General features: G+C 70.3%; 28 protein-coding genes. 15 read left to right on the top strand and 13 right to left on the bottom strand.

Annotated features, from left to right (window positions below; all coding sequences use genetic code 11):
* Positions 1 to 86: 86 nt before the first annotated feature.
* The gene (locus tag QSK05_RS31420; protein ID WP_214157210.1) at positions 87 to 590 is read right to left on the bottom strand and encodes a DUF3145 domain-containing protein; all 504 of its coding nucleotides are present in this window, start codon (positions 588 to 590) and stop codon (positions 87 to 89) included.
* A 344-nt stretch (positions 591 to 934) separates the two neighbouring features.
* Between QSK05_RS31420 and QSK05_RS31415 the strand changes: the two genes are divergently transcribed.
* The 3 genes from QSK05_RS31415 to QSK05_RS31405 all read left to right on the top strand — a co-directional run bounded on the left by QSK05_RS31415 (position 935) and on the right by QSK05_RS31405 (position 3,486).
* A complete protein-coding gene (locus tag QSK05_RS31415; protein ID WP_352303287.1) occupies positions 935 to 2,020 on the top strand; it encodes an S-(hydroxymethyl)mycothiol dehydrogenase in 1,086 nt (361 codons plus the stop codon).
* Complete coding sequence (locus QSK05_RS31410; RefSeq protein WP_285601019.1) at positions 2,017 to 2,655, top strand: MBL fold metallo-hydrolase; 639 nt, start codon at positions 2,017 to 2,019, stop codon at positions 2,653 to 2,655. The genes QSK05_RS31415 and QSK05_RS31410 overlap by 4 nt, the downstream gene beginning before the upstream one ends.
* Positions 2,656 to 2,820: 165 nt before the next feature.
* The gene (locus QSK05_RS31405) at positions 2,821 to 3,486 is read left to right on the top strand and encodes a hypothetical protein (protein WP_285601018.1); all 666 of its coding nucleotides are present in this window, start codon (positions 2,821 to 2,823) and stop codon (positions 3,484 to 3,486) included.
* Positions 3,487 to 3,494: 8 nt separating this feature from the next.
* On the opposite strand, the gene QSK05_RS31400 is transcribed toward QSK05_RS31405, so the two are convergent.
* Entirely contained in the window at positions 3,495 to 4,256 is a 762-nt protein-coding gene (locus tag QSK05_RS31400; RefSeq protein ID WP_285601017.1) for a hypothetical protein, read from the bottom strand.
* A gap of 110 nt (positions 4,257 to 4,366) precedes the next feature.
* Between QSK05_RS31400 and QSK05_RS31395 the strand changes: the two genes are divergently transcribed.
* The gene (locus QSK05_RS31395; protein WP_285601016.1) at positions 4,367 to 4,870 is read left to right on the top strand and encodes a metal-dependent hydrolase; all 504 of its coding nucleotides are present in this window, start codon (positions 4,367 to 4,369) and stop codon (positions 4,868 to 4,870) included.
* 9 nt (positions 4,871 to 4,879) lie between these two features.
* On the opposite strand, the gene QSK05_RS31390 is transcribed toward QSK05_RS31395, so the two are convergent.
* A complete protein-coding gene (locus QSK05_RS31390; protein ID WP_285601015.1) occupies positions 4,880 to 5,191 on the bottom strand; it encodes a hypothetical protein in 312 nt (103 codons plus the stop codon).
* Between the two features lie 215 nt (positions 5,192 to 5,406).
* On the opposite strand from QSK05_RS31390, the gene QSK05_RS31385 reads away from it, so the two are divergent.
* Positions 5,407 to 6,699, top strand: a complete 1,293-nt coding sequence (locus QSK05_RS31385) for a bifunctional glycosyltransferase family 2/GtrA family protein (RefSeq protein ID WP_285601014.1) — start codon at positions 5,407 to 5,409, stop codon at positions 6,697 to 6,699.
* Positions 6,700 to 6,795: 96 nt separating this feature from the next.
* Positions 6,796 to 7,569, top strand: a complete 774-nt coding sequence (locus QSK05_RS31380; protein WP_285601013.1) for a tetratricopeptide repeat protein — start codon at positions 6,796 to 6,798, stop codon at positions 7,567 to 7,569.
* Positions 7,570 to 7,659: 90 nt separating this feature from the next.
* On the opposite strand, the gene QSK05_RS31375 is transcribed toward QSK05_RS31380, so the two are convergent.
* The 4 genes from QSK05_RS31375 to QSK05_RS31360 form a co-directional block, all read right to left on the bottom strand.
* Complete coding sequence (locus tag QSK05_RS31375; RefSeq protein WP_285601012.1) at positions 7,660 to 7,893, bottom strand: EF-hand domain-containing protein; 234 nt, start codon at positions 7,891 to 7,893, stop codon at positions 7,660 to 7,662.
* 63 nt (positions 7,894 to 7,956) lie between these two features.
* Entirely contained in the window at positions 7,957 to 8,598 is a 642-nt protein-coding gene (locus QSK05_RS31370; RefSeq protein ID WP_285601011.1) for an SIMPL domain-containing protein, read from the bottom strand.
* Positions 8,595 to 9,047, bottom strand: coding sequence for an SRPBCC family protein (locus QSK05_RS31365; RefSeq protein ID WP_285601010.1), 453 nt, complete (start codon positions 9,045 to 9,047; stop codon positions 8,595 to 8,597). Before QSK05_RS31365 ends, QSK05_RS31370 begins: the two co-directional genes overlap by 4 nt.
* A gap of 75 nt (positions 9,048 to 9,122) precedes the next feature.
* Positions 9,123 to 10,064, bottom strand: coding sequence for an AraC family transcriptional regulator (locus tag QSK05_RS31360; RefSeq protein WP_285601009.1), 942 nt, complete (start codon positions 10,062 to 10,064; stop codon positions 9,123 to 9,125).
* A 276-nt stretch (positions 10,065 to 10,340) separates the two neighbouring features.
* On the opposite strand from QSK05_RS31360, the gene QSK05_RS31355 reads away from it, so the two are divergent.
* On the top strand, positions 10,341 to 10,859 hold the full coding sequence (locus QSK05_RS31355) for an anthrone oxygenase family protein (protein ID WP_285601008.1): 519 nt from the start codon (positions 10,341 to 10,343) through the stop codon (positions 10,857 to 10,859).
* On the opposite strand, the gene QSK05_RS31350 is transcribed toward QSK05_RS31355, so the two are convergent.
* A complete protein-coding gene (locus tag QSK05_RS31350; RefSeq protein WP_285601007.1) occupies positions 10,846 to 11,223 on the bottom strand; it encodes a winged helix-turn-helix transcriptional regulator in 378 nt (125 codons plus the stop codon). The two genes, QSK05_RS31355 and QSK05_RS31350, sit on opposite strands and share 14 nt — an antisense overlap.
* Before the next feature lie 130 nt (positions 11,224 to 11,353).
* Here QSK05_RS31350 and QSK05_RS31345 point away from each other — a divergent pair, with 130 nt between their 5' ends.
* The 5 genes from QSK05_RS31345 (at position 11,354) to QSK05_RS31325 (ending at position 16,954) form a co-directional block, all read left to right on the top strand.
* Positions 11,354 to 12,205: an SDR family oxidoreductase gene (locus tag QSK05_RS31345; protein ID WP_285601006.1), complete on the top strand. Its 852-nt coding sequence runs from the start codon at positions 11,354 to 11,356 to the stop codon at positions 12,203 to 12,205.
* Between the two features lie 199 nt (positions 12,206 to 12,404).
* On the top strand, positions 12,405 to 13,535 hold the full coding sequence (locus tag QSK05_RS31340; RefSeq protein ID WP_285601005.1) for an ROK family protein: 1,131 nt from the start codon (positions 12,405 to 12,407) through the stop codon (positions 13,533 to 13,535).
* 100 nt (positions 13,536 to 13,635) lie between these two features.
* Positions 13,636 to 15,141, top strand: coding sequence for a glycoside hydrolase family 3 N-terminal domain-containing protein (locus QSK05_RS31335; RefSeq protein ID WP_285601004.1), 1,506 nt, complete (start codon positions 13,636 to 13,638; stop codon positions 15,139 to 15,141).
* Positions 15,138 to 16,148, top strand: coding sequence for an ROK family protein (locus tag QSK05_RS31330; protein WP_285601003.1), 1,011 nt, complete (start codon positions 15,138 to 15,140; stop codon positions 16,146 to 16,148). The genes QSK05_RS31335 and QSK05_RS31330 overlap by 4 nt, the downstream gene beginning before the upstream one ends.
* Before the next feature lie 26 nt (positions 16,149 to 16,174).
* Positions 16,175 to 16,954: a glucosamine-6-phosphate deaminase gene (locus QSK05_RS31325; RefSeq protein ID WP_285601002.1), complete on the top strand. Its 780-nt coding sequence runs from the start codon at positions 16,175 to 16,177 to the stop codon at positions 16,952 to 16,954.
* 130 nt (positions 16,955 to 17,084) lie between these two features.
* Here the strand turns inward: QSK05_RS31325 and QSK05_RS31320 are convergent, their stop codons facing one another.
* Positions 17,085 to 17,951 (bottom strand): spermidine synthase, encoded by an 867-nt coding sequence (locus QSK05_RS31320; protein ID WP_285601001.1) that lies wholly within the window; start codon positions 17,949 to 17,951, stop codon positions 17,085 to 17,087.
* A gap of 131 nt (positions 17,952 to 18,082) precedes the next feature.
* Between QSK05_RS31320 and QSK05_RS31315 the strand changes: the two genes are divergently transcribed.
* On the top strand, positions 18,083 to 18,793 hold the full coding sequence (locus tag QSK05_RS31315) for a GNAT family N-acetyltransferase (RefSeq protein ID WP_285601000.1): 711 nt from the start codon (positions 18,083 to 18,085) through the stop codon (positions 18,791 to 18,793).
* Between the two features lie 44 nt (positions 18,794 to 18,837).
* Positions 18,838 to 19,314 (top strand): NUDIX hydrolase, encoded by a 477-nt coding sequence (locus tag QSK05_RS31310; protein WP_502879842.1) that lies wholly within the window; start codon positions 18,838 to 18,840, stop codon positions 19,312 to 19,314.
* Here the strand turns inward: QSK05_RS31310 and QSK05_RS31305 are convergent.
* The 4 genes from QSK05_RS31305 to valS all read right to left on the bottom strand — a co-directional run bounded on the left by QSK05_RS31305 (position 19,311) and on the right by valS (position 24,663).
* Positions 19,311 to 19,955, bottom strand: a complete 645-nt coding sequence (locus QSK05_RS31305) for a response regulator (protein ID WP_285600998.1) — start codon at positions 19,953 to 19,955, stop codon at positions 19,311 to 19,313. The two genes, QSK05_RS31310 and QSK05_RS31305, sit on opposite strands and share 4 nt — an antisense overlap.
* On the bottom strand, positions 19,952 to 21,109 hold the full coding sequence (locus QSK05_RS31300) for a sensor histidine kinase (RefSeq protein ID WP_502879841.1): 1,158 nt from the start codon (positions 21,107 to 21,109) through the stop codon (positions 19,952 to 19,954). Before QSK05_RS31300 ends, QSK05_RS31305 begins: the two co-directional genes overlap by 4 nt.
* Before the next feature lie 14 nt (positions 21,110 to 21,123).
* Positions 21,124 to 21,648, bottom strand: a complete 525-nt coding sequence (locus QSK05_RS31295; protein ID WP_285600996.1) for a hypothetical protein — start codon at positions 21,646 to 21,648, stop codon at positions 21,124 to 21,126.
* Between the two features lie 399 nt (positions 21,649 to 22,047).
* Positions 22,048 to 24,663, bottom strand: a complete 2,616-nt coding sequence (gene valS / locus QSK05_RS31290; RefSeq protein ID WP_285600995.1) for a valine--tRNA ligase — start codon at positions 24,661 to 24,663, stop codon at positions 22,048 to 22,050.
* Between the two features lie 96 nt (positions 24,664 to 24,759).
* On the opposite strand from valS, the gene QSK05_RS31285 reads away from it, so the two are divergent.
* Positions 24,760 to 25,446, top strand: coding sequence for a maleylpyruvate isomerase N-terminal domain-containing protein (locus QSK05_RS31285; RefSeq protein WP_285600994.1), 687 nt, complete (start codon positions 24,760 to 24,762; stop codon positions 25,444 to 25,446).
* The last annotated feature ends 13 nt before the right edge of the window (positions 25,447 to 25,459 follow it).

Raw genomic sequence — 25,459 nt, 5'->3', positions numbered from 1 at the left:
ATGACCACAGCAGACGTCACGGCACGTGAAAAGGGCCGGTCCCCCCGGGTTGGGGACCGGCCCTTCGTACGTGGTGCGGTGGTGTCTTAACCGACGCGGTGCAGCCAGCGCACAGGTGCGCCGTCCCCCGCATAGCGGAAGGGCTCCAGCTCGTCGTCCCAGGCCCGGCCCAGGGCCAGGTCGAGCTCGCGCTGCATGAGCAGGGGGTCGGCGTGGCCGATCTCCATCGCGGCGCGAATGCGGTCCTCGGGCACCATGACATTGCCGTGGACATCCGTCACGGCATGGAAGATGCCCAGTTCAGGGGTATGACTCCAACGCCCGCCGTCTACCCCCTGACTAGCTTCCTCAGTCACTTCGAACCGGAGATGTGCCCAGCCACGCAGAGCTGACGTCAGCCGTGCACCCATACCCTGCGGTGCCTGCCAGGACAGCTCTGTCCTGTACAACCCTGGCGCCGCCGGCTGTTCTATCCAGTCCAGCGACAAGCGCAGCCCTAGTACGCCGCCCGCTGCCCATTCCACATGTGGGCACAACGCGCTCGGCGCGGAATGCACAAACAGCACGCCTCGCGTGATGGCACCCGACATCTGGCCCTCCTCGACCCGGTTTGAGGTTCGTCTTCCCCAACGACCTCAGCTCGGGACTTGGACCATCGGCACCTGTCCACACGGACGCGTGTCGCGGATCATTGTGCCCGAGTCGGCCCACCGCCGCCAGGGTCACCGCCCTCCACCGATCAGCGGAGATCCCCGGAGACCACCGGCGGACTGCGCCATCCATGGCACGGTGCGAATAGCGCAACTCGGAGCATCCTTCGCAACCACCTCTGCCGCCATGACGCCCCGAGCACATAAGGTCTCTCAGGAAGTCACACGGACAACATCATGGGCAATATCACTGCCCTATCACTGTCTTAGGAGGCCGGACGAGTATGGCGCAGCAGGTGCGTGGAGTGGTGTCACTGGCAAAGGGCGCGCCGGTGTCGGTCGAGACGATCATCGTGCCGGATCCCGGTCCGGGTGAAGCCGTGGTGAAGATCCAGGCCTGCGGGGTGTGTCATACCGACCTGCACTACCGCGAGGGTGGCATCAACGATGATTTCCCCTTCCTCCTCGGCCACGAGGCGGCGGGTGTGGTCGAGAGCGTGGGCGAGGGCGTGACCGACGTCACACCCGGTGATTTTGTGATCCTGAACTGGCGCGCGGTCTGCGGCTCCTGCCGGGCCTGCCTGCGGGGCCGGCCGCAGTACTGCTTCAACACCCACAACGCCTCCCAGGCGATGACCCTGGAGGACGGGACCAAGCTCTCCCCCGCGCTGGGTATCGGGGCGTTCATCGAGAAGACGCTGGTCGCCGCCGGCCAGTGCACGAAGGTCGACCCGGCCGTGCGCCCGGCCGTCGCCGGTCTGCTCGGCTGTGGCGTGATGGCCGGTCTGGGTGCGGCCCTGAACACCGGCAACGTGGGCCGCGACGACACCGTGGCCGTCATCGGCTGCGGCGGTGTGGGCAACGCCGCGATCGCCGGGGCCCGGCTCGCCGGCGCCCGCACGATCATCGCTGTGGACGTGGACGACACGAAGCTGCAGTGGGCCACCGAGTTCGGTGCCACCCACACGGTGAACTCGAAGGCCACCGACGCGGTCGAGGCGATCCAGGCCCTCACCGGTGGCTTCGGCGCCGACCTGGTGGTCGACGCGGTCGGCCGCCCGGAGACCTACCGGACGGCGTTCTACGCGCGCGACCTGGCCGGCACCGTCGTCCTGGTCGGCGTGCCGAACCCGGAGATGAAGCTCGAGCTCCCGCTGGCCGACGTGTTCGGCCGGGGCGGGTCGCTGAAGTCGTCCTGGTACGGCGACTGCCTGCCCAGCCGAGACTTCCCGACGATGGTCGACCTGCACCTGCAGGGCCGGCTGCCGCTGGAGAAGTTCGTCAGCGAGACGATCGCACTGGACGGCGTCGAGGAGGCCTTCGCGAAGATGAAGACCGGCCAGGTGCTGCGTTCGGTGGTCGTGCTGTGAGCGGTCAGCTCCGGATCGACAAGGTCGTCACCAGCGGGGTGTTCTCGCTCGACGGCCAGGACTTCGACGTCGACAACAACGTCTGGCTGATCGGTGACGACGACGAGGTACTGGTCGTCGACGCGGCCCACCAGGCGGCACCGATCGTCGAGGCGATCGGTTCGCGGACGCTGGTCGGTGTGGTCTGCACCCACGGCCACAACGACCACATCAACGCCGCCCTCGCGGTCGCCGGCGCCGGCGGGCAGGACGCCCCGGTGTACCTGCACCCCGACGACCGGATGCTGTGGGACGTGGTGCACCCGGGCCACGAGCCGAAGGCCCTGGCCGACGGCCAGACGCTCGAGGTGGCCGGCACCACCGTGCAGGTGCTGCACACGCCGGGACACTCCCCCGGCGCGGTCTGCCTGTCCGTGCCGGCGCTGAACACCCTGGTCAGCGGCGACACGCTGTTCTGCGGGGGACCGGGCGCAACCGGCCGTTCGTTCAGCAGCTTCCCGGTGATCCTGGACTCGATCCGGACCCGGCTGCTGACTCTGCCCGGCGACACCGAGGTACTCACCGGCCACGGTGACTCCACCTCGATCGGCACCGAGTCGAAGGACTACGACGCCTGGGTCTCCCGGGGCCACTGAGCCCACGACCGAGGACCCCGGCCGGCCTCGCTCCCCCGAAGGGATCGAGGTGAACTGCTCTGGGCTCCCCGGCGCCCGCCACCCGGACCCTCGGGCGGCGGGCGCCGGGTGCCCCGCAGATCCGAACTCGGGTACCGGAGAACATCCACCCGTTAACCTCGCGTGATGGCAGATCAAGGACAACCGGTCTGGGGCACCCCGGACCCGGTCACCCCGGTGTCCCGCACCCCGGCGCCCCCGCGGGCCGGCCGACTCACCCCGGCCCTCACCGCGGCCCTTCAGTCCGGTGACGAGTTCGAGATCGTGGAGAACGCCGACTTCCTCGGCGACGGCGGCTACGAGCTGTCCACCACCGAAGGGGCCCGGGTCGGCACCGTGGTGCGGGAGACCACCGGCGCCGGTCTGTTCTTCGGCGACGCGGTCACCAGCCAGTACCTGGTGTACGACGGCGAGGGCGCCTCGGCCGCCGACATGGTCAGGGAAGGGTCGTTCACCGGCACCGGCCGGTCCGAGCTCCACGACATCCAGGGCACACCGCTCGGCTCGGTCGAGGTGGACGGCGCCTTCTTCGGCCCGCCGCAGCTGCGCATCCTCGGTGCGAACGGCCGGTACCTGCGCCTGATCGGCGGGAGCTGGATCAACGGCAACGCCATCGAGGTGGTGAGCGACGACGCCGAACCCGTCGTGATGGCCAACGTGCAGCGGAGTGTCCACGGCTTCTTCAGCGGCACTCACCGCTACTGGGTCGGCCTCTCCCCGAGCCTGTCCCCGGTCGACCGTTTCCTGATCATGATCGCGGTGATCCGGGTGGACGAGGTCAAGGACCGGTAGTCAACGGGTCACCACCAGGCCAGCGCCGTCTGGGTACCCGGCGCGACCTCGGTGAAGCCGCCGTCGTGCACGGCGACCCGGGCGGTGCGGACGGCCTGTGCCCACCCCGCCGCGTCGGGGGTGACCACCCGCACCGCCCAGCCGGACTTCTCCCAGCGCAGCCGCTCATCATCGGTCATCGCCCCCAGCGCCAGCTGCGCGGCGTGAGCGCTCTGCGCCGCCGACTTCCCCGTCGTCATCGGGGTGAGCGGAGTCAGGGCCACGGTGATCCCGCCCTCGACCGGGGCCGACGACTCACCCCGCCCGGGCATGTCGGTGCCGCCCACCTGCATCTTGGCCAGCGCCGCGGGCACCTGGTCGACCGGGCCCGGCACGAACGCCCGCACCTGGGCCCCGGCGTGCTCGACCTCCGCCCCGGCGAGCTCCTGGATCCGGGTGAAGGTGACACCGCGGCCCCGGCGCACCACCTTGCGGATCGGCCCCGACGCCCAGTGGTGCACCAACGGGTACCACTCACCACCCGGTGCGCTGCGCGGGTCGGTCAGCAGCGTCACCACCGCGCTCGCGGCCGCCTCGCAGACCGCCAGATGCGCGGGCCGCGAGGCCCGCTCGTCCCGCACGGCCAGCTGCATCGCCCACGGCTGGGTGGACGAGAACGGGTCCGGTGCAACAGAGGACGCGTCGGTGGACTCGGTGAATCCGGTGGACGAGATGGTGGACGATGCGGTGGACGTGGTCGGCCCGGTCAGGTCGGGCGGCTCGATGGACACCGCGGCAGTATCCCCGATCGACCCGACCCGGCACCCTCGGGAGAAAAGTCACCTTTGCCCAGTCCGCGCGTCCCCCATTTCTCCCTGGCCCTTCGTGATACCGACTAGGCATGGACGGCAGCACGCACCGACTCTTCGCCGCCTCCGTGAGCATCGCCACGTCGACCGCCACGGGGGCGCCCCTCTGGCAGGCCGCCGCGTCGGCCGTCATCGGGACGGCCTCGGCCGCGGGCTGGACCAGCCCGGACGCCGACCAGTCGTGGTTGCACTGGGTACCGGGCGGACACCGCGGACTGACCCACTGGTGGGGCATCCCCGCCCTGCTCTCCGTGGCCGTTCTCGTGTTCGTGCCGCCGGAGGCCGCCTGGGCACTGTGGGCGCTCATCCTCGGCTGGGCGTCACATCTGCTGGCCGACTTCATCTTCGGCGAACGGCCGCCCGGCATCCCGATGGCGCCCTGGTGGTCCTACGCCGGGCTGGGGCTCAATTCCGGTGGTGGCGTGGAGAAGTGGCTGCGCTGGGGACTCCCGATGTTCATCACCTGGCAGGCCCTGGTGCTCGTCACCGGCGGCGATTACCTGTTCGGCTGGGACCCACCCGCCCCGTCTGCCTGAGACACCTTCTCACCAGCGGCGTTTGGACTGACCCGAGATGGTGTGCGGCGGAAGCGCGGTGTCGTCGGCGAGATCCGGCAGATCGATCTCGCGGGTCACGTCGCTGGCCGCCACCCAGTCGGAGCGCAGGCCCCCGCCGATGTCCGGCTCCCAGCTGATCTCCACGGCATCACGGGTCCACGCGGTGGCGGTGGCGGGCACGGTGCGGTTGATGCCGTGGTGCCAGCGGATGACCGCCACGACCGGCAGCCCCTCCCCCTTCTCGAGGCGGTGGACCGGGCCGTGCGGAGTGGCGCGGCGAATCCGAGGCACGCTGGGCATGACTCTCTCCAGTTATCTTCTCAATACCGACATAACGAACTCGACCCGCGCATCTCACGGTAGCGAATATCGAACGTATGTTCGAGTGCAGTAAGCGTGCCGGTAGCCGGTTCACCCGAACGGCGGAGTGTGACGCACAGTGATCGAAATCCCTCACAGCAGACGCCTAGCCGGGATCCACCGACATACCAGCGTCGGCCGACAGGGTTGCCACCATGACCGCGATCCAGACGTTCCAGAGCCAGGGCAGCCCGGTTGACGAGGCTGCCGGCGCGACACAGCCCCACCACCAGCCCGTGCTCGTACCCGCCCTGGACGTCGTGGTCCCGGTCTACAACGAGGAAGCGGGGATCGAGCCCTGCATCGAGCGCCTGCACGCCTACCTGAGCAGCACGTTCCCCTACCGCTTCCGCATCACCATCGCGGACAACGCGAGCATCGACTCCACCTTCGAGATCGCGACCCGGCTGGCCGCGCGCTACCGCGAGGTGGAGGCCGTGCACCTGGAACAGAAGGGCCGCGGCCGGGCGCTGCGGGCCGTCTGGAGCGCCTCGGACGCCACCGTGCTCGCCTATATGGACGTCGACCTCTCCACCGACCTGACCGCTCTGCTCCCCCTCGTCGCGCCGCTGCTGTCGGGGCACTCCGAGCTGGCCATCGGCAGCCGCCTGGCCCGCGGTTCCCGGGTGGTGCGGGGCACCAAGCGCGAACTGATCTCGCGCTGCTACAACCTGATCCTGCGCGGCACCCTGGCCGCCGGATTCACCGACGCGCAGTGCGGTTTCAAAGCGATCCGGGGTGACGTGGCCAAGCGCCTGCTGCCCCTGGTCGAAGACACCGGCTGGTTCTTCGACACCGAACTGCTGGTGCTCGCCGAGCGCAGCGGCCTGCGGATCCACGAGGTGCCGGTGGACTGGGTGGACGACCCGGACAGCCGCGTCGACATCGTCGCCACCGCCACGGCCGACCTCAAGGGCGTGGCCCGCGTGGCGAAGGCCCTCACCTCCGGCGAGCTGCCCCTGGCCGGCATCCGGGCCGAGCTGCGGCCCGTCTCCACCGACGGGGGCCACATCTCGGCCACCGGCCGCACCGTCGACCCTGACGGTGTGCCGCCGGGCCTGACCGGGCAGGTCATCCGCTTCGCCACCGTCGGCCTGATGAGCACCGTGGCGTACGTCATCCTCTACGCCCTGATGCGCTACGGGATCGGGGCGCAGGCCGCGAACCTGGTCGCGTTACTGATCACCACGGTCGGCAACACCGCCGCCAACCGCAGCCTGACGTTCGGTGTGCACGGCCCGCACCGCTGGTGGCGCCACCAGTTCCAGGGCATGGCCATCTTCCTGCTCACCCTGCTCCTGACCAGCGGTTCCCTGGCGTTGCTGGGCTCGGTGACCGGCTCCGTGCACCACGTCGTGGAGATCACCGTGCTGGTGCTGGCCAGTCTGCTCGCCACCGCGCTGCGTTTCACCCTGCTGCGGACCTGGGTCTTCAAGGCCCACCACTGAGTCCGAAACAGCTCACGCACCGTCACTTTTTGACACTTGTCCCACCCGTCCGGATACGTTGTCCCCCCTGATCAATGTGAATAAGGAGCCGCGCGGGTGGGCAAGCGGGATCTCGAGCAGGCACGCATCCTGGAGGAGCGTTTCGCCGAGCACGCGGACGCCGGACGTGCGCAGGAGGCCCTGGCGGCCATCGACGAAGCCATCGACCTGCGACGCCAGGACAGCCAGGACGACCAGGACGATGCCGAGTCGTTGAACGCACTGGCGAACGCTCTCTATAGCCGCAGCCTGGTGCTGGCGGCCACGGACGGGTCGCAGGCCGCGCTGGAGGCCATCGGTGAGGCCACGGGCATCTGGCGTCAGGTGACCGAGAAGGACCAGGCGATCGGCATGCCGAACCTGGCGCTGGCGCTGACGGCCATGTCCGACCAGCAGGCCGCGGCCGGTGACGACGAGGCCGCGCTGAAGTCCCTCGACGAGGCGGTGAAGATCTACACGTTCCTGCAGAGCGTGGTGCCCGACCAGGCGATGCTGCCCACGGCGAGCGCTCTGGGCGGCCTGGCCACCATCCGGTTCCGGATGGGCGACCACACCGGCGCGCTGGAGGCGATGACCGAGGCGGTCACGACAGTGCGCATGCTGGCGGTGCAGGACCCGGAGCCGCACCGCGACCCGCTGGCGGTAGCGCTGAACAACCTCGCCACCCTGCAGGTGCGGACCGGTGAGATCGCCGCTGCGGTGGGCACGCTCGAAGAGGTGGCGACGATCGTCAGCACACTCGCCGACACCGAGCCGGACGTGTACAAGCCGGTTCTCGACACGGTGCTGGCCAACCTCCAGCAGGCCCAGGCCCACGCCGCGGCGTCCTGAGCAGAACCCGTTCGAGGGGGCGGCGGTGCGGCCCTCTCGAACGGTTTCAGGGCTGGTTCAGGGCTGGTTCAGGGCTGGTTCAGGGCTGGTTCAGGGCTGGGGAGATCGGGGCGCGTTCTCACCGAGGTAGTCGGCCAGCTCGGGCAGGGAGACCAGACCGTCGCCGTCGGTGTCGATGACCGTGACGGCGTGCTCGGCCATCTCGTCGCTGACCTCGCCGCCGAGCGCGATCATCAGGTTCTTCAGCTCCGCGGCCGAGATCAGGCCGTCGTGGTCGACGTCGATCAGGTCGAAAGTAGCCTTGTAGTCGACGTTCTCAGTCATGTTCATACCCCGTCCGTGGGAGTCGTGGTGACATGTTCTGCCGCGACCGTACCGTGACCTTGATCAGCCCGCCAGGAGGAACGAGACCGTGACCGAGCCCTCCACCCGCACCGGCTCGGTGTTGCTCAGGTCGATCTCGGGCCGTTCCGCCGCGCCCGCGCCGCGGGCCCGCATCGCGAACATCGGGCCGCCCGCCATCGGGTGCATGCCGCTGGTCTCCGGGTCGCTGACGCTGAGCACCTGCCCCACCCGCAAACCGAGCGCGGCGGCGTAGTCGTCGGCCGCCTCCCGGGCGTCGGCGATCGCCTTCACCCGGGCCTGGCGGCGCAGTTCCCGCAGGTTGCTGAGCTGCCACTGAAGATGACCGACCTCGAGCCGGTCGGCCTCGAGCACCTGCTCGACCAGCCGGGGCAGCACGGTCAGGTCGTCGACGGTGACGACCAGATCGCTCCAGACCTGGTGCCGTGAGCGACGTTCCTTACCGCCCTCCCACGACGTCACCGAGCCCACCGAGTAGGTGCACCCGAGCTCGTCGAGCATCGCCCGGGCCGCGGCCAGGGCGGTCGCGAAGGTGTCGGTGGCGCCCTTGGCCGACGACTCCGCCACCCGCACCCGCAGGTTCAGGCGCACCCGGTCGGGAGCGGCTTCGGCGAACGCGGTGCCCGAAACCGTAGCGACGACATCGCGCGCGGTGTCGGTGCTCACGCCGGGTCGGCCGCGATCTGCTGCTGCAGGTTGTCGAGCTTCGCACCGTAGATGCGCCGGATGCCGCCCGGGGCGAAAGTGCGCTCGAAGAAACCCTTCACACCGCCGGCGCCCTGCCAGCTGACCTGCACGGTGACCTTGCTGCCACCGGGGGCGGCAGCGACGTCCCAGAGCACACGCAGTGTGGACCCGGTGTCGGACTCCAGCAGCTGCTGCCCGGCCGGGGGCTCGGTGACGACGGCCTCGACATGCCGGGTGCGCTTCTTGGTGGCGTGCAGGTCGTAGGTGATGCGCGTGCCCTCACCGGTACCGCCCGCGGTCACCTGATAGCCGGTGAACTGCTCCGGCAGCACCTTCGGCCGCATGATCGTGTAGTCGGCCAGGGCGTCGAACGTGACGTCCGGCGGGGCCACGACGTCTCGCTCCAGAACGACCGAGATCTCGCTCACGCAGGTCACCTGTCCCATCTCATTGCTCCGCCCGATCTGGGCTGCTCGCAACCCTATGACCTACCCCCGACAAACTCAGTTCGACATCCGGTACCCGGCCGGGCTCACCCCCCGCACCCGTTTGAAGGCGGCGCTGAGCGCGAACGGGGTGCCGTACCCGACCTGCCGGGCCACCGCCTCGAGCGTGAGGTCGGACGAGCGCAGCAGGTCGGCGGCCAGGGCCAGGCGCCAGTTCGTCAGGAAGGCCATGGGCGGCTCGCCCACCAGCTCGCGGAAGCGCCGGGCCAGGCCCGCCCGGGACACCCCGACCTCGGCCGCGAGGTCCTCGACCGTCCAGGCCCGGGTGACGTCGTCGTGCAGCAGCCGCAGCGCCGGACCGACCACCGGGTCGCCGTAGGCCGTGTACCAGCCGGGAGCGCCGCCCCCGGGCCGGGCGAACCAGGCCCGCAGCACGCTGATCAGGGTCAGGTCGAGCAGCCGGTCGAGCACCGCACCCTGCCCGGGCTCGTCCCTCACGATCTCTTCGGCCAGGAGGGCCACCAGCGGGCCGCCCCGACCGGGGTCGGGCAGCAGCGCCAGCTCCGGCAGGGCGTCGAGCAGGCGCCGGCTGGTCTCCCCCGGCAGCTGGTAGGTGCCGGTGACGAGCACGGTGTCGCCGTCCGGGTCGTTGCCCCAGCTGCGGGTGCCCAGATCGGCCATCGGAGTGACCTCGCCACCCTCCTGATCGGGCCCGACCCGGCACAGCTGCCCCGGCAGGATCGTGATCTGCGGTGCGGTGTCAGGGTTGTCGGCGACCGTGTAGGGCCGCGGCCCTTTGAACAACGCAACGTCGCCGGGGCCGAGCCGGTGCACCCCACCCCCGGCGGGCAGCACGCAGGCCGTTCCCGAGACCACGGTGCACAGGGTCAGCGCGGCCCCGTCGGCCACCCGGATAGACCAGGGCGGGCTCAGGGTCGAACGCAGCAGGAAGGCCTCGCGGGCGCGGGGACCGTCGAGCAGTGCGGTCAGACCGTCCATCCGGCACCCCTCACCAGTCATTATTTGTTCGTGATCAGGCGCACTTTCCTGGGGAAAGTTTGCCTGATCACGAACAAAAGGCTCCGCCCACCAGCACCCGCGATCCGGCCCCGTGGTACGCCCCGCTATGCGGCCGGGCTCTGTACCCCGGCACTGTGCTCCGACTCTGTGCCCCGGCACGCCACACCACGCTGCGCTGCCACTCTGGACGATCGCGTATGCGCATGAGCCTGACGACCATGGGAAACGCTCAGCGGACCGGGCTCAATGGAGCGCATGAGCGAACTGAGCCGTACCGGCGAGATCGTCGTCACCCTCACCGCCCTGGGCTGCGGCCTGATGGCCGGCGTCTTCTTCGCGTTCTCCGGGTTCGTCCTGGCCGGGCTGGACCGCGCCGGCCCGGGCCCGGCCGTGGCCGCCATGAACGGGATCAACGCGGCCGCCGTGCGCGCACCCCTGATGCTCGCCCTGTTCGGTACCGCCGCGGGCGCTCTCGCCGTGACGGTGATCGCGACCCGCTCGGCGTCCGGCGGCACCCGGGTGTGGCTGATCGCCGGGGCCGTGCTCTACCTGGCCGGTGTGGTGCTTGTGACCGTGGTCCACCACGTACCGCTGAACGACGCCCTGGCCGGGGCCGACCCGTCCACCGGCCAAGCGGCCGACGTGGCTGACGTGGCTGACGTGGCCCAACGGTGGCTGCGCTACCGGACCCGCTGGGCCCTTGGGAACCACGTACGCACCGTCGCCTCCCTGGCCGCGGCCGGCTGCCTGACCAAGGCCCTCAGCGGGGGCTGAGCATGCTGTCGGCGTTACGGACGGTCCAGAGCAGCAGCGGACGCAGCAGGGTCACCAATTCGTCCCCGAGCGGGGTCAGGCTGTACTCCACGTGCGGCGGGATCACCGGCAGGGCCTCGCGGGACACCAGCCCGTCGGCCTCGAACGTCTTCAGGGTCTGGGCGAGCATCTTCTCGCTGATCCCCTGGACCGCGCGGCGCAGTTCACCCCAGCGCAGCGTGCGGCCGGACAACGCGACGAGCACCAGCACACCCCACTTGCTGGTGACGTGGTCCAGCACGATGCGGCTGGGACAACCCGACGGGAACAGGCCGCCCGGGAAGATCTGCTCCAGCTCGACCGCAGCCTGCGTGCTGACCGTCATGCCTGCTCACCTCATCACTTTCCGACTGGCCAGTACCTTACCTGAAAGTGGGTACTGTGGATCGGGAAGCATGCAGGCAGCAGGCGCCTTGACCGCATGACAAGCCACCCAGCCAGGGAGAGAATCACCCATGACCATCGTCGTCACCGCCGCCACCGGACTGCTCGGCCGCCTCGTTCTCACCGAGCTGCTGAAGAAGGGCGTCCCGGCCGGCGACATCGTGGCCGGCGGCCGCAGCGTGGAGAAACTGAGCGACTTCGCCGAGCAGGGCGTGCGCGTCCAGGTCATCGACTACGACAAGCCCGAGACCCTGACCGCCGCCTTCACCGGCGCCGACCGCGTCCTGTTCATCTCGGGCAGCGAGGCCGGCCGCCGCATCCCGCAGCACAACAACGTCGTCAACGCGGCCAAGGCGGCCCAGGTCGGCCTGATCGCCTACACCGGCATCGCGGGCGCCGACAGCACCACGATGAAGCTGGCCTCCGACCACCTGGCCACCGAGGCCGCGCTCAAGGCCTCCGGCCTGCCGGTCGTGCTGCTGCGCCACGGCTGGTACCTGGAGAACTACACCGACCAGATCGCGGGCGCCCTGGAGCGCGGCGTGGTCGCCGGTGCCGCGGGCAGCGGCCGGGTCAGCGCCGCCACCCGGGCCGACTTCGCCGCCGCCGACGTCGAGGCGCTGCTGAGCAGCAAGGGTGGCGAGGTGTTCGAGATGGGCGGCGACGAGGCGTTCACCCTGACCGAGTTCGCCGCCGAGCTGAGCAAGCAGTCGGGCAAGGAGGTGCGGTACCAGAACCTCCCCACCGACAAGTACGCCGAAATGCTGGCCGGCGTCGGCGTACCCGGCCCGTTCGCCGAGGTCCTGGCCGACTGCGACCGCGGAATCCGCGACGGTGAGCTGCACGTCGGCACCGGCGACCTGTCCAACCTGCTGGGCCGGCCCACCACGTCGCTGGCCGAGGCGATCCAGGCCGCTCTCTGACGGGCTGCCGATCTCTGGCAGGCTGAGGCCACGGACGGCGACGGGCCGACCCTCGTCGCCGTCCGCCCGGCGATACCCGCCCCAACGGTGACACAGCGTTTCCATGATTTCACTGTGTCACCGCCAACCACGGACAATGAACTCGTTTGGGGCCCCGCGAGGCCTTGACGTCGTTTTATAAAGACGCTTCACTAAAAAAATGCCAGCCACCCCGGGGCGAGCCCTCCGGCCGACCACCAAGGTCATGCCCGGCCAGGCACGGGTCTACAACCGGTCCCTGGTGCTGCAGTCGCTCTACAGCGACGGGCCGCAGAGCCGCGCCGACCTGGCCCGGGTCACCTCGCTGACCCCCGTGACGATCGGCGCTCTGGTGAGCGAGCTGATCTCCGAGGGGCTAGCCGTGGAACTCGGCCCCCGGGCCGGTGCCCGCGTCGGAAAACCAGCCACCATGGTCGGTTTCGACCCCTCCGCCGCCCACATCGTGAGTGTCGACCTGTCGCGCGACGTGATGTTCCACGGCGCCGTGCTCGACCTGGCCGGCACCGTGCTGGCGACCGCCGAAGCCCCCCGGGACGGCCGCCTGGGCGAGGGCGCGGCGCAGGTCGCGCTCGATCTGGCCCGTGAGCTGGTGGAGAAGGCCGGCCGGCCGGTGCTGGGTATCGGTGTCGGCAGCCCGGGCGTGGTCGACCCGGAGGGCACGGTGCTGAGCGCCCCCAACCTCGGCTGGTCGGGCATGCCCCTGGCTCGCATGCTCAACGAGAGTCTCGGCCGCCCGGTCCATGTCGCGAACGACGCGAACGCCGCCGCCCTCGCCGAGCACAGTTTCGGGGGCGCCACCCGCAGCGGTGTCCTGGTGCTCACCGTCGGCCTGGGCGTCGGCGCGGGCATCCTGCTCGACGGCGCCCTGGTGCGCGGTGACCGCTTCGCCGCCGGTGAGATCGGGCACCTGATCATCGAGGAGCCCGGCCCGCCCTGCGCCTGCGGCCGCTCCGGCTGCCTGGAGAGCATGCTCTCGGTGCCCCGGCTCCGCGCCCGCCTCGCTGATCTTCCCGAAACCGAGCGGCAGCAAGCAATTTCCAAGGCCGGCACCAGCCTGGGCATCGCGCTCGCACCGGTGATCAGCACACTCGATCTCGGCGAGGTCGTGCTCAACGGCCCGCCTGACCTGCTCGGCGGCGCCTTCCTCGAGGCGGCCGCCACCGCGGTGCGCCGACGCGTGCTGCCGGTCGTCGGGCACGCCCTCGAGCTACGCCTGTCCACCCTCCACGAGAACGCCGTACTGCTCGGCTCCGCCGTGCTCGTCCTCTCCGGCGAGCTCGGCGTCTCCTGAAAACATAGATTCCGCAACACTTCCCCCGGCGATCAGCAATGAGCACCAAGGAGACCAAGAGCCGGATGACCGAGAGACTCGTGGCGGGAGCAGTCAAGCGATGAGCGATATCCGTTATCAGGCACACCGGGTGCTGATGCCGTCGTTCCACGGCACCCGGTTACCCGACTGGATGCGTGAGCGGCTGGCCGCCGGGGTCGGGTCGGTGTGCCTGTTCGGCACCAACCTGACCGGGGACGACACCCAGGCCACCGATCTGGTGGCCCAGGTGCAGAAGAGCTCACCGAACGGTTGCCTGGTGACCCTCGACGAGGAGGGCGGCGACGTCACCCGACTGGACGCGCGGCGCGGCGGCAGTACCGCCGGGCACGCGGTGCTGGGGGCGGTGGACGATGTCGCGCTCACCCGCGCGGTCGCCGCCGGCATCGGAAAACGGCTGCGTTCCATCGGGATCGACCTCGATCTCGGGCCTGTGGCCGACGTCAACTGCGAGCCGGACAACCCGGTGATCGGGGTCCGCAGTTTCGGCGCCACGCCCGATCTGGTCGCCCGGCACGTGAACGCGTTCGACGACGGCCTGCACAGTGCCGGAGTCGCCGCCTGCATCAAGCACTTTCCCGGCCACGGGGCCACGGTGACCGACTCGCACCTGGCGATGCCGCGGCTGGACATCGACCTGGACACGGCCCGCTCGCGCGAGCTGGTGCCGTTCGCGGCCGCAGTCGCGGCCGGGGTCCCGGCGGTGATGACGTCGCACGTGGTGCTGGCCGCGCTGGATCCTGCCAACCCGGCGACCACCAGCTCCGCAGTGCTCGATATTCTGCGCCACGAGATGGGTTTCGAGGGAGTCATCGTCACCGATGCCCTCGACATGGCCGGTGTGGCCAAGCCCTACGGCGGCCCCGGGAGGGCCGCGGTGGCGGCTCTCGCGGCCGGTGCCGACCTGCTGTGCGTCGGCCCGGAGCGGGCTCCCGGTGAGATGGAGCCGATCCTGGCGTGGATGGTCAACGACGTGGTCGCCGCGGTCGCGGACGGCCGCCTTCCGGCGCAGCGGCTCGCCGACGCGGCCGCCCGGGTGGACGCCCTGGTCGGTGCGGTCCGGTCCGGCACCCTGCCGACGACGGACGAGGTCGCGGAACCGATCACCGACCCCGACCTCGAGGCTGCCCGGCGGGCGGTGTTCGTGCGTGGTCCGGACGAACCTCTTGACCTGAAACACGCTCTGCTACTTGAGTTTCACGTCACTCCGGGGATCGCCGCGGGTGAGGTACCGTGGACCTTACCGCTGGAGAAGGCGGAGAAACGCTCCCTCTCCCCCGCCGACGATCTGGAATCCGTTCTGGCCGAGGCGGGCGACCGGCCCCTGGTTGCCCTGGTGCGCGACGCGCACCGGCACGCCTGGGTCGCCGACCGGCTGGATCGGATCGCCCGGGCCCGCCCGGACCTGATCACGGTCGAGACCGGCTGGCCGGTCGTGGATGCGGCGGGCGCGCCCACGGGACTGCCCGGGGCGGTAGCAATCTGGACGTACGGAGGATCGTCGGTGAGTCTGCGCGCAGCCGCGGAAGTTCTGACTGGTGCGAGCGCGCCGGGACGTGTCCGGTGAGCCGTCTGCTGGCGGGCCTCGACATCGGTGGTTCCAAGGTGCTGGCCGTCGCGGTCGACATCACGGGCCCCGACGGACGGGCCCGGGTGGTCGAATCGGTGCGACTGAACACGGGTCTCGGCCCGGAGGGCGTGGTCGACACGGCGGCCCGGGCGCTGCGGGCGCTGGCGGCTGCGCTGTCCGGCGACACCGAGGCCCGGCCCGACGACTGGTTCAGCGGCGTCGGCATCGGTATCCCCGGGCTGGTCGACGCCGAGAACGGCAAGATCACACACGCGGTCAACCTAGGGGTGGGCCCCGGCGGGCTGGCGCTGGCCGACCGGCTCGGCCGCCGGCTGAACCTGCCCGTGGTGGTCGAGAACGACGTGAATGCCGCGGCTCTGGGCGCCGCGGCCCATCTGCGGCTGGGCCGGGTGGACATGGCCTACCTGAGCATCGGCACCGGCATCGCCGCGGGCATCGTCCTGGACGGCGAGCTGCGGAGGGGACCGCACAGCGCGGCCGGCGAGATCGGGCACATCCCGGTCGACCCGACCGGCCCGCTGTGCGGCTGCGGGCAACGCGGCTGCCTGGAGTCGGTGGCCTCGGGAAGCGCGATCGCCGCCCGCTGGACCTCCCGCGAGGGCAGCGACCTGCCCGCCGGACAGGATCTCTTCGCGGCGGCGGAGGCCGGTGACCCGGCCGCGACCAGCCTGCGCGACGAGGTGGCCGGCTACCTGGCCGCCGCCACCCGGCTCCTGGCGCTCACGGTCGACGTCGACCTGGTCGTGCTCGGCGGTGGGGTGGCCGAGGTGGGCGAGCCGTTACGGCACGCCGTGGCCCACGCCCTGGAAAAGCAGGCGACCGGTTCGGAGTTCCTGCGCGGGCTCGACCTGTCCGCACGACTCTCCGTGGTGCCGGGCGATCAGCCGGTGGCCGCGATCGGCGCCGCGCTGCTGGCCCGGACCCCGCCGGGCTCCTCGATCCCGGAGCCCGAGACGGTGCTCCAGCCCGATCTGACAGCCTGAATCGCGTTGAAGAGGACCCCGGTCTGATGGAAGTCATTGTTCTGCCCACCGCCACCGACACCGCCTCGCTGGCCGCCGACATCATCGAGCAGCTGGTCACCCGCCGGCCCGACCCGGTACTGGGCCTGGCCACCGGCTCCACTCCCGGCCCGCTGTACGAAGAGCTGACGCGCCGGCACAAGGGCGGCCTGAACTTCGCTCACGCCCGGGCCTTCATGCTCGACGAGTACGTGGGTCTGCCCGCCGGCCACCCCGAGCGCTACGCCGCCGTGATCCAGCGGGAGGTCACCGAGCCGCTCGACATCCCGGCCGGCTCGGTGCACGGCCCCGACGGCACGGCGACCGACCTGATCGCCGAGTGCGAGCGCTACGAGCAGGCCATCATCGACGCCGGCGGCATCGACGTGCAGATCGCCGGGATCGGCTCGAACGGGCACATCGCCTTCAACGAGCCCGGTTCGGCCCTGACCTCGCTGACCCGCCCGAAAACCCTGAACGCCCGCACCCGGCAAGACAATGCGCGGTTCTTCAACTCCCTCGACGAGGTACCGAAGCACGTACTCACGCAGGGCCTGGGCACGATCGGGCGCAGCCGCCACCTGCTGATGCTGGCCGGCGGCGCCGGGAAGGCCGACGCCGTGGCCGCGGCGCTCGAGGGCCCGCTGTCGGCGTCCTGCCCGGCGTCCGTCGTGCAGCTGCACCGTCACGCCACGGTGCTGCTCGACGAGGAGGCTGCGGCCGGGCTGCGGCTGCGCGAGTACTACGCCGACATCTGGGCGAACCGCCCCACCTGGCAACCCCTCTAACCCCTCTCTTCCTTGTTCGTGATCATGCAAATCCTCCCCGGCGTTCTAGAACTCTTGACTGCACAGTTCTAGAACCCTGGGGAGGTTTTGCATGATCACGGAAGGTTGGGGGGTGCTCTCGGGCCGACAGTCAGCCCTTCAGCAGGCCCGTCGGGGGTTCCGGGGAGGCTTGGGCGAAGTCGTCGGTGGTCGGCTGGGCGCCGGCCACGAACTTCTCCAGGTCGCTGCCCGCCAGTACCCGGGCGGCGAACACGTCGGAGGCGGTGCGCCGGGCCAGGATCGGCAGTGGCAGGCTGTGGTTTCCCGCGACCAGCACCAGGTTCCCGAAGCGGCGGCCGCGCAGCACCGGGGGCTGGGCCACGATCGCGGTGGTGGTGAACACCGTCTGCGCGGTGACCACCTGGCTGCGGGCGAAGTGCAGGCCCGGACCGTCGGCCAGGTTCGCCGCGTAGATCCCGCCCGGCCGCAGCACCCGCGCCGCCTGCGCGACGAACTCGGCGGAGGTCAGGTGGGCGGGGATCCGGGCTCCGGAGAACACGTCGACGATCATCAGGTCGACGCTGTCGTCGGTCAGTCCGGTGAGCACCTCGCGGGCGTCGCCGCCCCGCACCCGGATGTTCGCGTTCTTCGGCAGGGGCAGGTGCTCCCGCACGAATTCGATCAGGGGCTCGTCGATCTCGACCACGCGCTGGCGGGAGCCGGGCCGGGTGTGGGCGATGTAGCGCGGCAGGGTCCACGCTCCCCCACCCAGGTGCAGCACGTTGATCGGCTGCCCGGCCCCCTCACCGATGACGTCGATGAGGAACCCCAGCCAGCGCATGTACTCGAAGTCCAGCCGCGCGGGGTCGGCCAGGTCGACGTGCGACTGGGCCGTGCCCTCCACCAGCAGCGTGAACGAGTCCGGGCGCTCGGGGTCGGGCACGATCTCGGCCGTTCCCTGGTCCACCTGTTTCCGGGCGTGCGCATCCATCCGCCGCACCGTGTTCCGAGATCCCACGCACCCGATCATGCCCCAGTGAACGGACAACACCGAACCCACGCGATCCTGGAGGCCCACCGAAGCCGCCCGTGAGCCGCCCACAGCGGCGCTCACCGACGTCCACCATTGATGAGAAGGAACCACGCACCATGAGCGACACCGCTGTCTGGCTGCACGCCGCGAACACCGCGGCCCGCTGGAGCGCGATGGATCTGCCCACGGCCGGACTGCCCGACGATGACGACGTGTTCTCGCGGCTGACCACGAGCGGCGCCGAGATCAACACCCGCAGGCCGTTGTCACCGGACCGGATCGAGGACCTGCTCGACACCCCGGTGCAGGGAGCGCGCAACGCGATCTGGGACCCGTTCGGCGTCGGCGGTGTGCGGATGCCGGAGGGTGTGCGGATGATCCCGCTCCCGGTGATGACCCGGCCGGCCGGACCGGTCGAGGTGAGGCCGGGCGCACAGGTCGTCCAGGTCTCGAACGGGACCGACCTGGCCCGGGCCGACCGCGTGATCATCGACGGTTTCCCCCGGCCCGAATTGCAGCCCGGACAGCTCTTCCCGCCGCACGTACTGGACCGGCCGGGCTGGCAGACCTGGCTCGCCCTGCGGGACGGCGATCCGGTGGCCGCCGGGGTCAGCTACGACGACGGCCACTGCCTGGGCGCCTACTGGCTGGCCAGCCTGCCTCAGCACCGGGGGTCGGGGCTGGGGGCCACGCTGCTGACGTCGATGCTCGTCGCCCGGCCGGATCTTCCCGCCGTGCTGGTGTCGACGCCGCCGGCCCGGTCGCTGTACGAGCGGCTGGGTTATCGCACGGTGTCCACGGGTTGCTGGTACGTGCGCAGGAGCTGAACGCCGGGCGTCGGGGCACCGTTCCGGGGGCCCGGTCGGGCATGATGCTGCCCGTGGTGACGAGAAGCGCGGCAATGCTGGTCTACCGGTTCGACCCGAACGGCGATCTGGAGGTGCTGATCGCGCACATGGGCGGGCCGCTGTGGGCGCACAAGGAAGATCACGCCTGGTCGATCCCCAAGGGCTTGTTCGAGCCCGGGGAAGACGCCCTGACCGCGGCCCGGCGGGAGTTTCACGAAGAGATGGGCTCGCCCTCCCCGGAAGGGCCCTACCTGGAGCTGGGCGACACGAAAACATCCAGCGGAAAGGTGATCACGACGTTCGCGGTGCACGGTGACCACGACGTCTCCACCTTCTCCAGCAACCTCTTCGAGATGGAGTGGCCGCGCGGTTCGGGCAACATCCAGGAGTTCCCGGAGATGGACCGGGCCGGCTGGTTCGACCTCGACACCGCCGCGACGAAGCTGGTCAAGAGCCAGGGATCGATCCTGGCGACTCTCCGCGCCAAGCTCACGCCCTAGGCGAGTCCCGCGCTGATCGCCCGGCGCACCGCCTCGGCCCGGTCGCGGATACCGGCCTTGGCGAACAGGTTGTTGATGTGGGTCTTGACCGTGGCCTCGCTGATGAAGAGTTTCTCGGCGATGCCACGGTTCGAGAGCCCCAGGCCGATCGCGGCGAAGACCTCGCGTTCGCGCGGGGTCAGGTCGGCGGGCACCTCGGGTTCGGTGGTCTGCACAGCCTTGCGGACGCTCGCCAGCAGTCGGTCCTGGACAGCCCGGTCGAGCACGGACTGGCCGGCGGAGGCCGCGCGAATGGCGCGCGTGATGTCTTGCCGACCCGAGTTCTTGGTCAGGTAACCCCGTGCCCCGGCGCTCAGCGCCGCGAGGATCGACTCGTCGTCGGCGAACGTGGTCAGGACGACCACGGCGACGTCCGGGTACTCCTCGCTCAGCCGGCGGGTGGTCTCGATCCCGTCCAGGCCGGGCATCCGCAGATCCATCAGCACCACGTCGACCGGTTCCCGGGCCAGGATCTGAAGCACCTGCGCACCGTCGGCGACCGCGGCCACCACGTCGATGTCGTCCGACAGGTCGAGCACCGCCGCCAGCGGTTCCCGCACGGCGGCCTGGTCGTCGGCCACCACCACCCGGATCGCGCTCATGCCGGCACCACGGCCGCGACCTGCCAGCCACCCGCGTCGGTGCCGTCGGTGACCGGCCCCGCCGTGAGCGTCCCCCGCAGGAGCGCCACCCGCTCACGCATGCCCACCAAACCCATCCCACTGCTTGTGCCGTTCGTGATCGCCCTGGTAGCAGGCCCGTTCGTGACCGTCAGGGCGATCTCGCCCGGCCGGTGGTCAAGTTCCAGGTGCACGGGCCCTCCCGGGGCGTGACGGGCGGCGTTGGTCAGGGCCTCCTGTGCGATCCGCAGCAGGTTCTGCACGGCGGCGGCCGGTATCTCGCGCACCTCGCCGGTGACCATGAGGGCGTCGTGATGGCCGGAGGAGTCGAGCATCGCCGTCAGGCTGTCGAGCAGCGGCAGAGTGTCCTCGCGCAGCGCGTGCACCGTCCACTGCGCTTGTTGCAGGCTCTCTTTCACCAGGCTGTGGGCCCGATCGGTGGCCGCGCGCACCCGTTCCAGATCGCCGGTATCGAGCAATGCGTCGGCCAGTTCCAGCTGCATGTTCACCCCGGCCAGCGAGTGCGCGAGCACGTCGTGCACGTCCCGGGCGATCCGGGCCCGCTCGGCCAGCAGCACCGACCGGGCCTCGGCCCTCGCGGCCCGTTCGGACGACCGGGCCGCTTCCAGGGCGGAGCTCAGGGCCTGGCGGTGCGACCGGTTCACCATGCCGATCAGGACCGGCAGCCCGGTGGTAAGACCCACCAGCCAGGGGATCTCGCTGCCTCCGGGCCCGATCCCGGTGAGCAGCACCAGGGCGGTGAGGCACCCGATCAGGATCGCGACGAGGGCCGCCGGGCGGGCCTGCAGCCGTAGCCCGGCGTGCCCGGCGAGGAAGTAGGCGAAGAGATAGGCCGTGCCCTCACCCGCGGCGGCCATCAGCGCGGCGACCGCGAATGCCGCCACCACCAGCCAGATCACGGCCGGCCGGTCGGGCAGAACCCGGGCGGGCAGATGACGCAGGGCCAGGAACAGGCAGTTCAGCGGGAGCAGGATCGCGGCGGCCAGCGCCCATCCGGAGGTACCGAGTGGGCGGACCGTGGCCAGGGCCGAGGTGATGATCGCCGCGCTGGCCACCACCTGCAGGATCTGGTTCGGGGCGGCCGGTGTCTCGATCTGGGGCACCGGCACGCCCAGACCATAACGCACGGTCAGGCAGCCCGGGCCGGCACCCGGACCAGCGGTGTGGAGGTCTGCACCATCCGCGAGCGCAGGTAGATCGTGCCCAGCCGGGTGACCACCTCGGTGAGCGCCATCAGCACGAACGCCGCCACCCAGGCCTGGTCGCTGGTGATGGAGTGGGCGACGCTGAACCGCGCGATGCTGTCCGCGCCCCCGTGCTCGCTCCACAGCTGGAAGGTCATCCGCGACCCCATCCCCAGCACCCACAGCAGCGCCGAGACCACGCCGGCCTTGATCAGCACGTGCTCCCCCACGGCCCGCACCCGGGTGTAGATCCCCCCGACGATCCCGAGCACCGCGCCGATCGCGATCAGCACCCCGACCAGGACCAGGTCGTTACCGTCGGTCGGTACCGAGCTCAGGTACTGATGCGCCACGAAACTCACGATGCCCAGCGGCAGAAGGAAACTCTTCAGGTCGAGCCGGCTCTCCCGCAGCTGCCGGAAGACGACGAGGAGAAGGGCGATGTCGGTGATCCACTGAGTCGCTGTCATGTGCTCAAGCTTGCTGTTCAGCGCCCCGGAACACCTGGACCCAGGGGTGGAGATCAGGGTGGAGAAGGCCTGGGGAGGAGGTGGAGGAGGCCTGACGTGGGCATGCCAACGCCCGCCCCCCAACCTTCCGTGATCATGCAAAACCTCCCCAGAGTTCTAGAACTCTCGGCCGCAGAGTTCTAGAACGCCGGAGAGTGGGGGCACCTCCCGGCCGAAGGCTGGGGGATCTGCATGATCACGGACAAGGTATGGGGCCGCGGCTCAGCTCGGCGACCAGGCGGGACAGGACAAGGCAGGACCGGACAGGACACGACGAAGGGCCGGTGCCGACCCGTGACAGGTCGGTACCGGCCCTTCGGCCGTTGCGGGGTTCAGCCGGGTGATGAGGCCCGGGTGGGGTCAGCCGGCGGTGGGCTCGGTCTCCTTGAGGGTGACCTCGACCTTGGCGTCGGCCTCGTCCACTGCGACCGTGGTCAGCTCGGCCACGGTGCCGGCGGCCTTCAGGTCACCGAGCACGGCCTGGACGGCGGTGATGCGGGCCGTGGTGTCGTGGACCACGACCTTCTCCACCTCCGAACGCACCGACTTCTTGGCGTCGGACTTGGCCTTGCGGATCTGGCGGAGCACGTCGGCGGCGACCACGAGCACCGAGACCTCGCCGGTGGCCGGCTCGTCCGAACTCTTCAGCAGGTCGCGGACCTCGACCGGGCTGGGCCAGGCCGACCGGTGGATCGAGCCGCCGGCGAAACCGGGCAGCCGCTGGCCATTCTCGAGGGTGGCCATCGACCAGGCCTCTTCGGTGACGTACGGCAGGAACGGCGCCAGCAGACGCAGCACCGTGGAGACCGCCGTGCGCAGCGTGGTCTGGGCCGAGACGGCACCCTCGCCCTCACCGTAGGCACGGTCTTTGACCAGCTCGAGGTAGTCGTCGCAGAACTGCCAGAAGAACTCTTCGGTCTGCTTCAGGGCCTTCGAGTAGTCGTACGCCTCGAACGCCTTCGTGGCCTCTTCGACCAGCGCGACGAGCTGCGTCAGCAGGGCCTCGTCGACCGGCTCGGTGATCGAGCCCTCAGCCACGCCCGAGCCGGAACCGAAGCCCAGCGCGAACTTCGACGCGTTGAGCACCTTCATCGCCAGGCGCCGGCCGATCTTCATCTGGCCCGGGTCGAAGGCGGTGTCGACACCGAGGCGGGCGCTGCTGGCCCAGTACCGCACCGCGTCGGCGCCGTGCTGCTCCAGCAGGTCGCTCGGGACCACGACGTTGCCCTTGGACTTGGACATCTTCTTGCGGTCGGGGTCGAGGATCCACCCGGACAGGTTGGTGTGGGTCCACGGCAGCGAGTCGTGCTCGTAGTGGCTGCGGACCATGGTGGAGAACAGCCAGGTCCGGATGATGTCGTGACCCTGCGGGCGCAGGTCCATCGGGAAGGTACGGGCGAACAGGTCGTCGTCCTCGCTCCACCCGGTGGCGATCTGCGGGGTCAGCGACGAGGTGGCCCAGGTGTCCATGACGTCCGGGTCGCCGGTGAAACCGCCCGGCTGGTTGCGCTGCTCGGCCGTGTATCCGTTCGGCACGTGCGACTGCGGGTCGACCGGCAGTTGCGCGTCGCCGGGCACGATCGGCTGGTCGTACTGCGGCTCGCCGTCGGCGTCGAGCGGGTACCACAGCGGGATCGGCACACCGAAGAAGCGCTGACGGGAGACCAGCCAGTCGCCGTTCAGGCCCTCGACCCAGTTCTCGTACCGGTGCCGCATGTGCTCCGGCGTCCAGTCCAGGGCCTGGCCGCGCGCGATCAGGTCGTCGCGGACCTGCTCGGAGCGCCCACCGTTGCGGATGTACCACTGCCGGCTGGTGACGATCTCCAGCGGCCGGTCACCTTTCTCGAAGAACTTGACCGGGTGCGTGATCGGCTTCGGGTCGGCCAGCAGATCGCCCGACTCCTTCAACAGCTCGACCGTGGACTGCTGCGCCCCGAACATCGATTTACCGGCGATCTGGGCGAAGGCCTCACGGCCCGCGTCGGTGGTCAGCCAGGCCGGCGTCTCCGAGGTGATGCGGCCGGTCTTGGTGACGATCGGGCGGGTCGGCAGCTCCAGCTCACGCCACCAGATCACGTCGGTGAGGTCACCGAATGTACAGATCATCGCGATACCCGTGCCCTTGTCGATCTGGGCCAGGCGGTGCGCGACGATCGGCACCTCGACACCGAACACCGGCGTGGTGACCGTGGTGCCGAACAGCGGCTGGTAGCGCTCGTCGTCGGGGTGCGCGACCAGCGCGACACAGGCGGCCAGCAGCTCCGGGCGCGTGGTCGAGATCGTGACGCCCTCGCCACCCTCACGGTGGAACCGCAGGTCGTGATAGGCGGCCGGGCGGTCCCGGTCTTCCAGCTCGGCCTGCGCGACCGCGGTCTGGAACGTGGTGTCCCACAGGCTCGGCGCCTCGGACGAGTACGCCTCACCCCGCTCGAAGTTGCGCAGGAACGCGCGCTGGCTGATCTTCTGCGACTTCTGCGAGACCGTGGAGTACGTCAGCGACCAGTCGACCGACAGGCCGAGCGTGCGCCACAGCTGCTCGAAGACCTTCTCGTCGGTCGCCGTCAGTTCTTCGCAGAACTCGACGAACTTACGGCGGCTGACCGCGATGAAGTCCTGGCGCTTGGACGGCACCTTGGCCGGAGGCGTGAACGACTCCTCGTAGGGAACCGACGGGTCGCAGCGGATGCCGTAGAAGTTCTCCACCCGGCGCTCGGTGGGCAGGCCGTTGTCGTCCCACCCCATCGGGTAGAACACCTCGCGGCCGCACATGCGCTGGTACCGGGCGATCGTGTCGGTCTGCGTGTAACTGAAGACGTGACCGACGTGCAGGGAGCCCGATACGGTCGGCGGAGGCGTGTCGATGGAGTAGATCTCGGCGCGCTCACGGGTCCGGTCGAACCGGTACGTACCTTCGCGCTCCCAGGTCTCGCCCCAGCGGGCTTCGAGACCGTCGACGGCAGATTTCGGGCTTCCCATACCTTCGACTCTATCGGCTCGGCGCGAGGAGTTTTTCCCCCTGTGGACAACTCCCCGCACGCACCCCCACCAGGCAGACTCCGGCAGACTGCGGGCATGACGCAGGAGCGCCCGATCGTCATTGCCCTGACCGACGCCTACACCGGACTGACCCAGCTCATCGCCTCGCTGGCGGAGGAGGACGGCTGGGCGGCGACCCCTCTACCCGGCTGGAGCGTGCGCGACCTGATCGTGCACCTGCTCGGCGACGCCCAGCGGGCCCTGGTGGCGCTGGCAACGCCCGCCCCGGGCCCGGCCGACCGCGACGCGGTGACCTACTGGGCCGACTTCGCCCCTACGACCACCACCCCTGAAACCCTGCAGCGCAGCAACCGCCAGATCCGCGTCGTCCGCTCGCTCGCGGTAGCCCACCCCTGGGAGTCGCTGGTCGAGGCCTACACCGAGACCACCGCGGCCGCGTGCACCCTCGCCGCCCGCACGCGTCCCCACGACCTGATCAGCACCCAGGGCCACACCCTGACCACCGACGACTTCCTGTCCACGCTGGTCGTCGAGGCCGCCGTGCACCACCTCGACCTGACCGGCACCGGCACCAGACCCGGCCCGCCCGCGAGCGCCCTCCACCTCGTCCGTAAAACTCTCGACGGCCTGCTCGGCCACCCGGAGCCGGTGGGCTGGGACGATGTCACCTACGCCTGGACCGGCACCGGACGGCGAGCGCTCACCGACGACGAGACCCGGACATTGAAGGACGACGCGGGCCGGTTCCCGCTGTTCTCGTGAGAACAGCGGTGGT

The sequence above is a fragment of the Kineosporia sp. NBRC 101731 genome, from assembly GCF_030269305.1.
Classification (GTDB): Bacteria; Actinomycetota; Actinomycetes; order Actinomycetales; family Kineosporiaceae; genus Kineosporia.
Note: the sequence above shows the minus strand (reverse complement) of the source record. Positions and strands in the feature narration are given on the sequence as shown.

Excerpts from the sequence above, each read along its gene's own strand:
- QSK05_RS31420 (WP_214157210.1), bottom strand. The coding sequence starts at position 590 with ATGTCGGGTGCCATCACGCGAGGCGTGCTGTTTGTGCATTCCGCGCCG.
- QSK05_RS31415 (WP_352303287.1), top strand. The coding sequence starts at position 935 with ATGGCGCAGCAGGTGCGTGGAGTGGTGTCACTGGCAAAGGGCGCGCCG.
- QSK05_RS31405 (WP_285601018.1), top strand. The coding sequence starts at position 2,821 with ATGGCAGATCAAGGACAACCGGTCTGGGGCACCCCGGACCCGGTCACC.
- QSK05_RS31395 (WP_285601016.1), top strand. The coding sequence starts at position 4,367 with ATGGACGGCAGCACGCACCGACTCTTCGCCGCCTCCGTGAGCATCGCC.
- QSK05_RS31390 (WP_285601015.1), bottom strand. The coding sequence starts at position 5,191 with ATGCCCAGCGTGCCTCGGATTCGCCGCGCCACTCCGCACGGCCCGGTC.
- QSK05_RS31385 (WP_285601014.1), top strand. The coding sequence starts at position 5,407 with ATGACCGCGATCCAGACGTTCCAGAGCCAGGGCAGCCCGGTTGACGAG.
- QSK05_RS31375 (WP_285601012.1), bottom strand. The coding sequence starts at position 7,893 with ATGACTGAGAACGTCGACTACAAGGCTACTTTCGACCTGATCGACGTC.
- QSK05_RS31360 (WP_285601009.1), bottom strand. The coding sequence starts at position 10,064 with ATGGACGGTCTGACCGCACTGCTCGACGGTCCCCGCGCCCGCGAGGCC.
- QSK05_RS31355 (WP_285601008.1), top strand. The coding sequence starts at position 10,341 with ATGAGCGAACTGAGCCGTACCGGCGAGATCGTCGTCACCCTCACCGCC.
- QSK05_RS31350 (WP_285601007.1), bottom strand. The coding sequence starts at position 11,223 with ATGACGGTCAGCACGCAGGCTGCGGTCGAGCTGGAGCAGATCTTCCCG.
- QSK05_RS31345 (WP_285601006.1), top strand. The coding sequence starts at position 11,354 with ATGACCATCGTCGTCACCGCCGCCACCGGACTGCTCGGCCGCCTCGTT.
- QSK05_RS31340 (WP_285601005.1), top strand. The coding sequence starts at position 12,405 with ATGCCAGCCACCCCGGGGCGAGCCCTCCGGCCGACCACCAAGGTCATG.
- QSK05_RS31335 (WP_285601004.1), top strand. The coding sequence starts at position 13,636 with ATGAGCGATATCCGTTATCAGGCACACCGGGTGCTGATGCCGTCGTTC.
- QSK05_RS31325 (WP_285601002.1), top strand. The coding sequence starts at position 16,175 with ATGGAAGTCATTGTTCTGCCCACCGCCACCGACACCGCCTCGCTGGCC.
- QSK05_RS31315 (WP_285601000.1), top strand. The coding sequence starts at position 18,083 with ATGAGCGACACCGCTGTCTGGCTGCACGCCGCGAACACCGCGGCCCGC.
- QSK05_RS31310 (WP_502879842.1), top strand. The coding sequence starts at position 18,838 with ATGCTGCCCGTGGTGACGAGAAGCGCGGCAATGCTGGTCTACCGGTTC.
- QSK05_RS31305 (WP_285600998.1), bottom strand. The coding sequence starts at position 19,955 with ATGAGCGCGATCCGGGTGGTGGTGGCCGACGACCAGGCCGCCGTGCGG.
- QSK05_RS31295 (WP_285600996.1), bottom strand. The coding sequence starts at position 21,648 with ATGACAGCGACTCAGTGGATCACCGACATCGCCCTTCTCCTCGTCGTC.
- valS (WP_285600995.1), bottom strand. The coding sequence starts at position 24,663 with ATGGGAAGCCCGAAATCTGCCGTCGACGGTCTCGAAGCCCGCTGGGGC.
- QSK05_RS31285 (WP_285600994.1), top strand. The coding sequence starts at position 24,760 with ATGACGCAGGAGCGCCCGATCGTCATTGCCCTGACCGACGCCTACACC.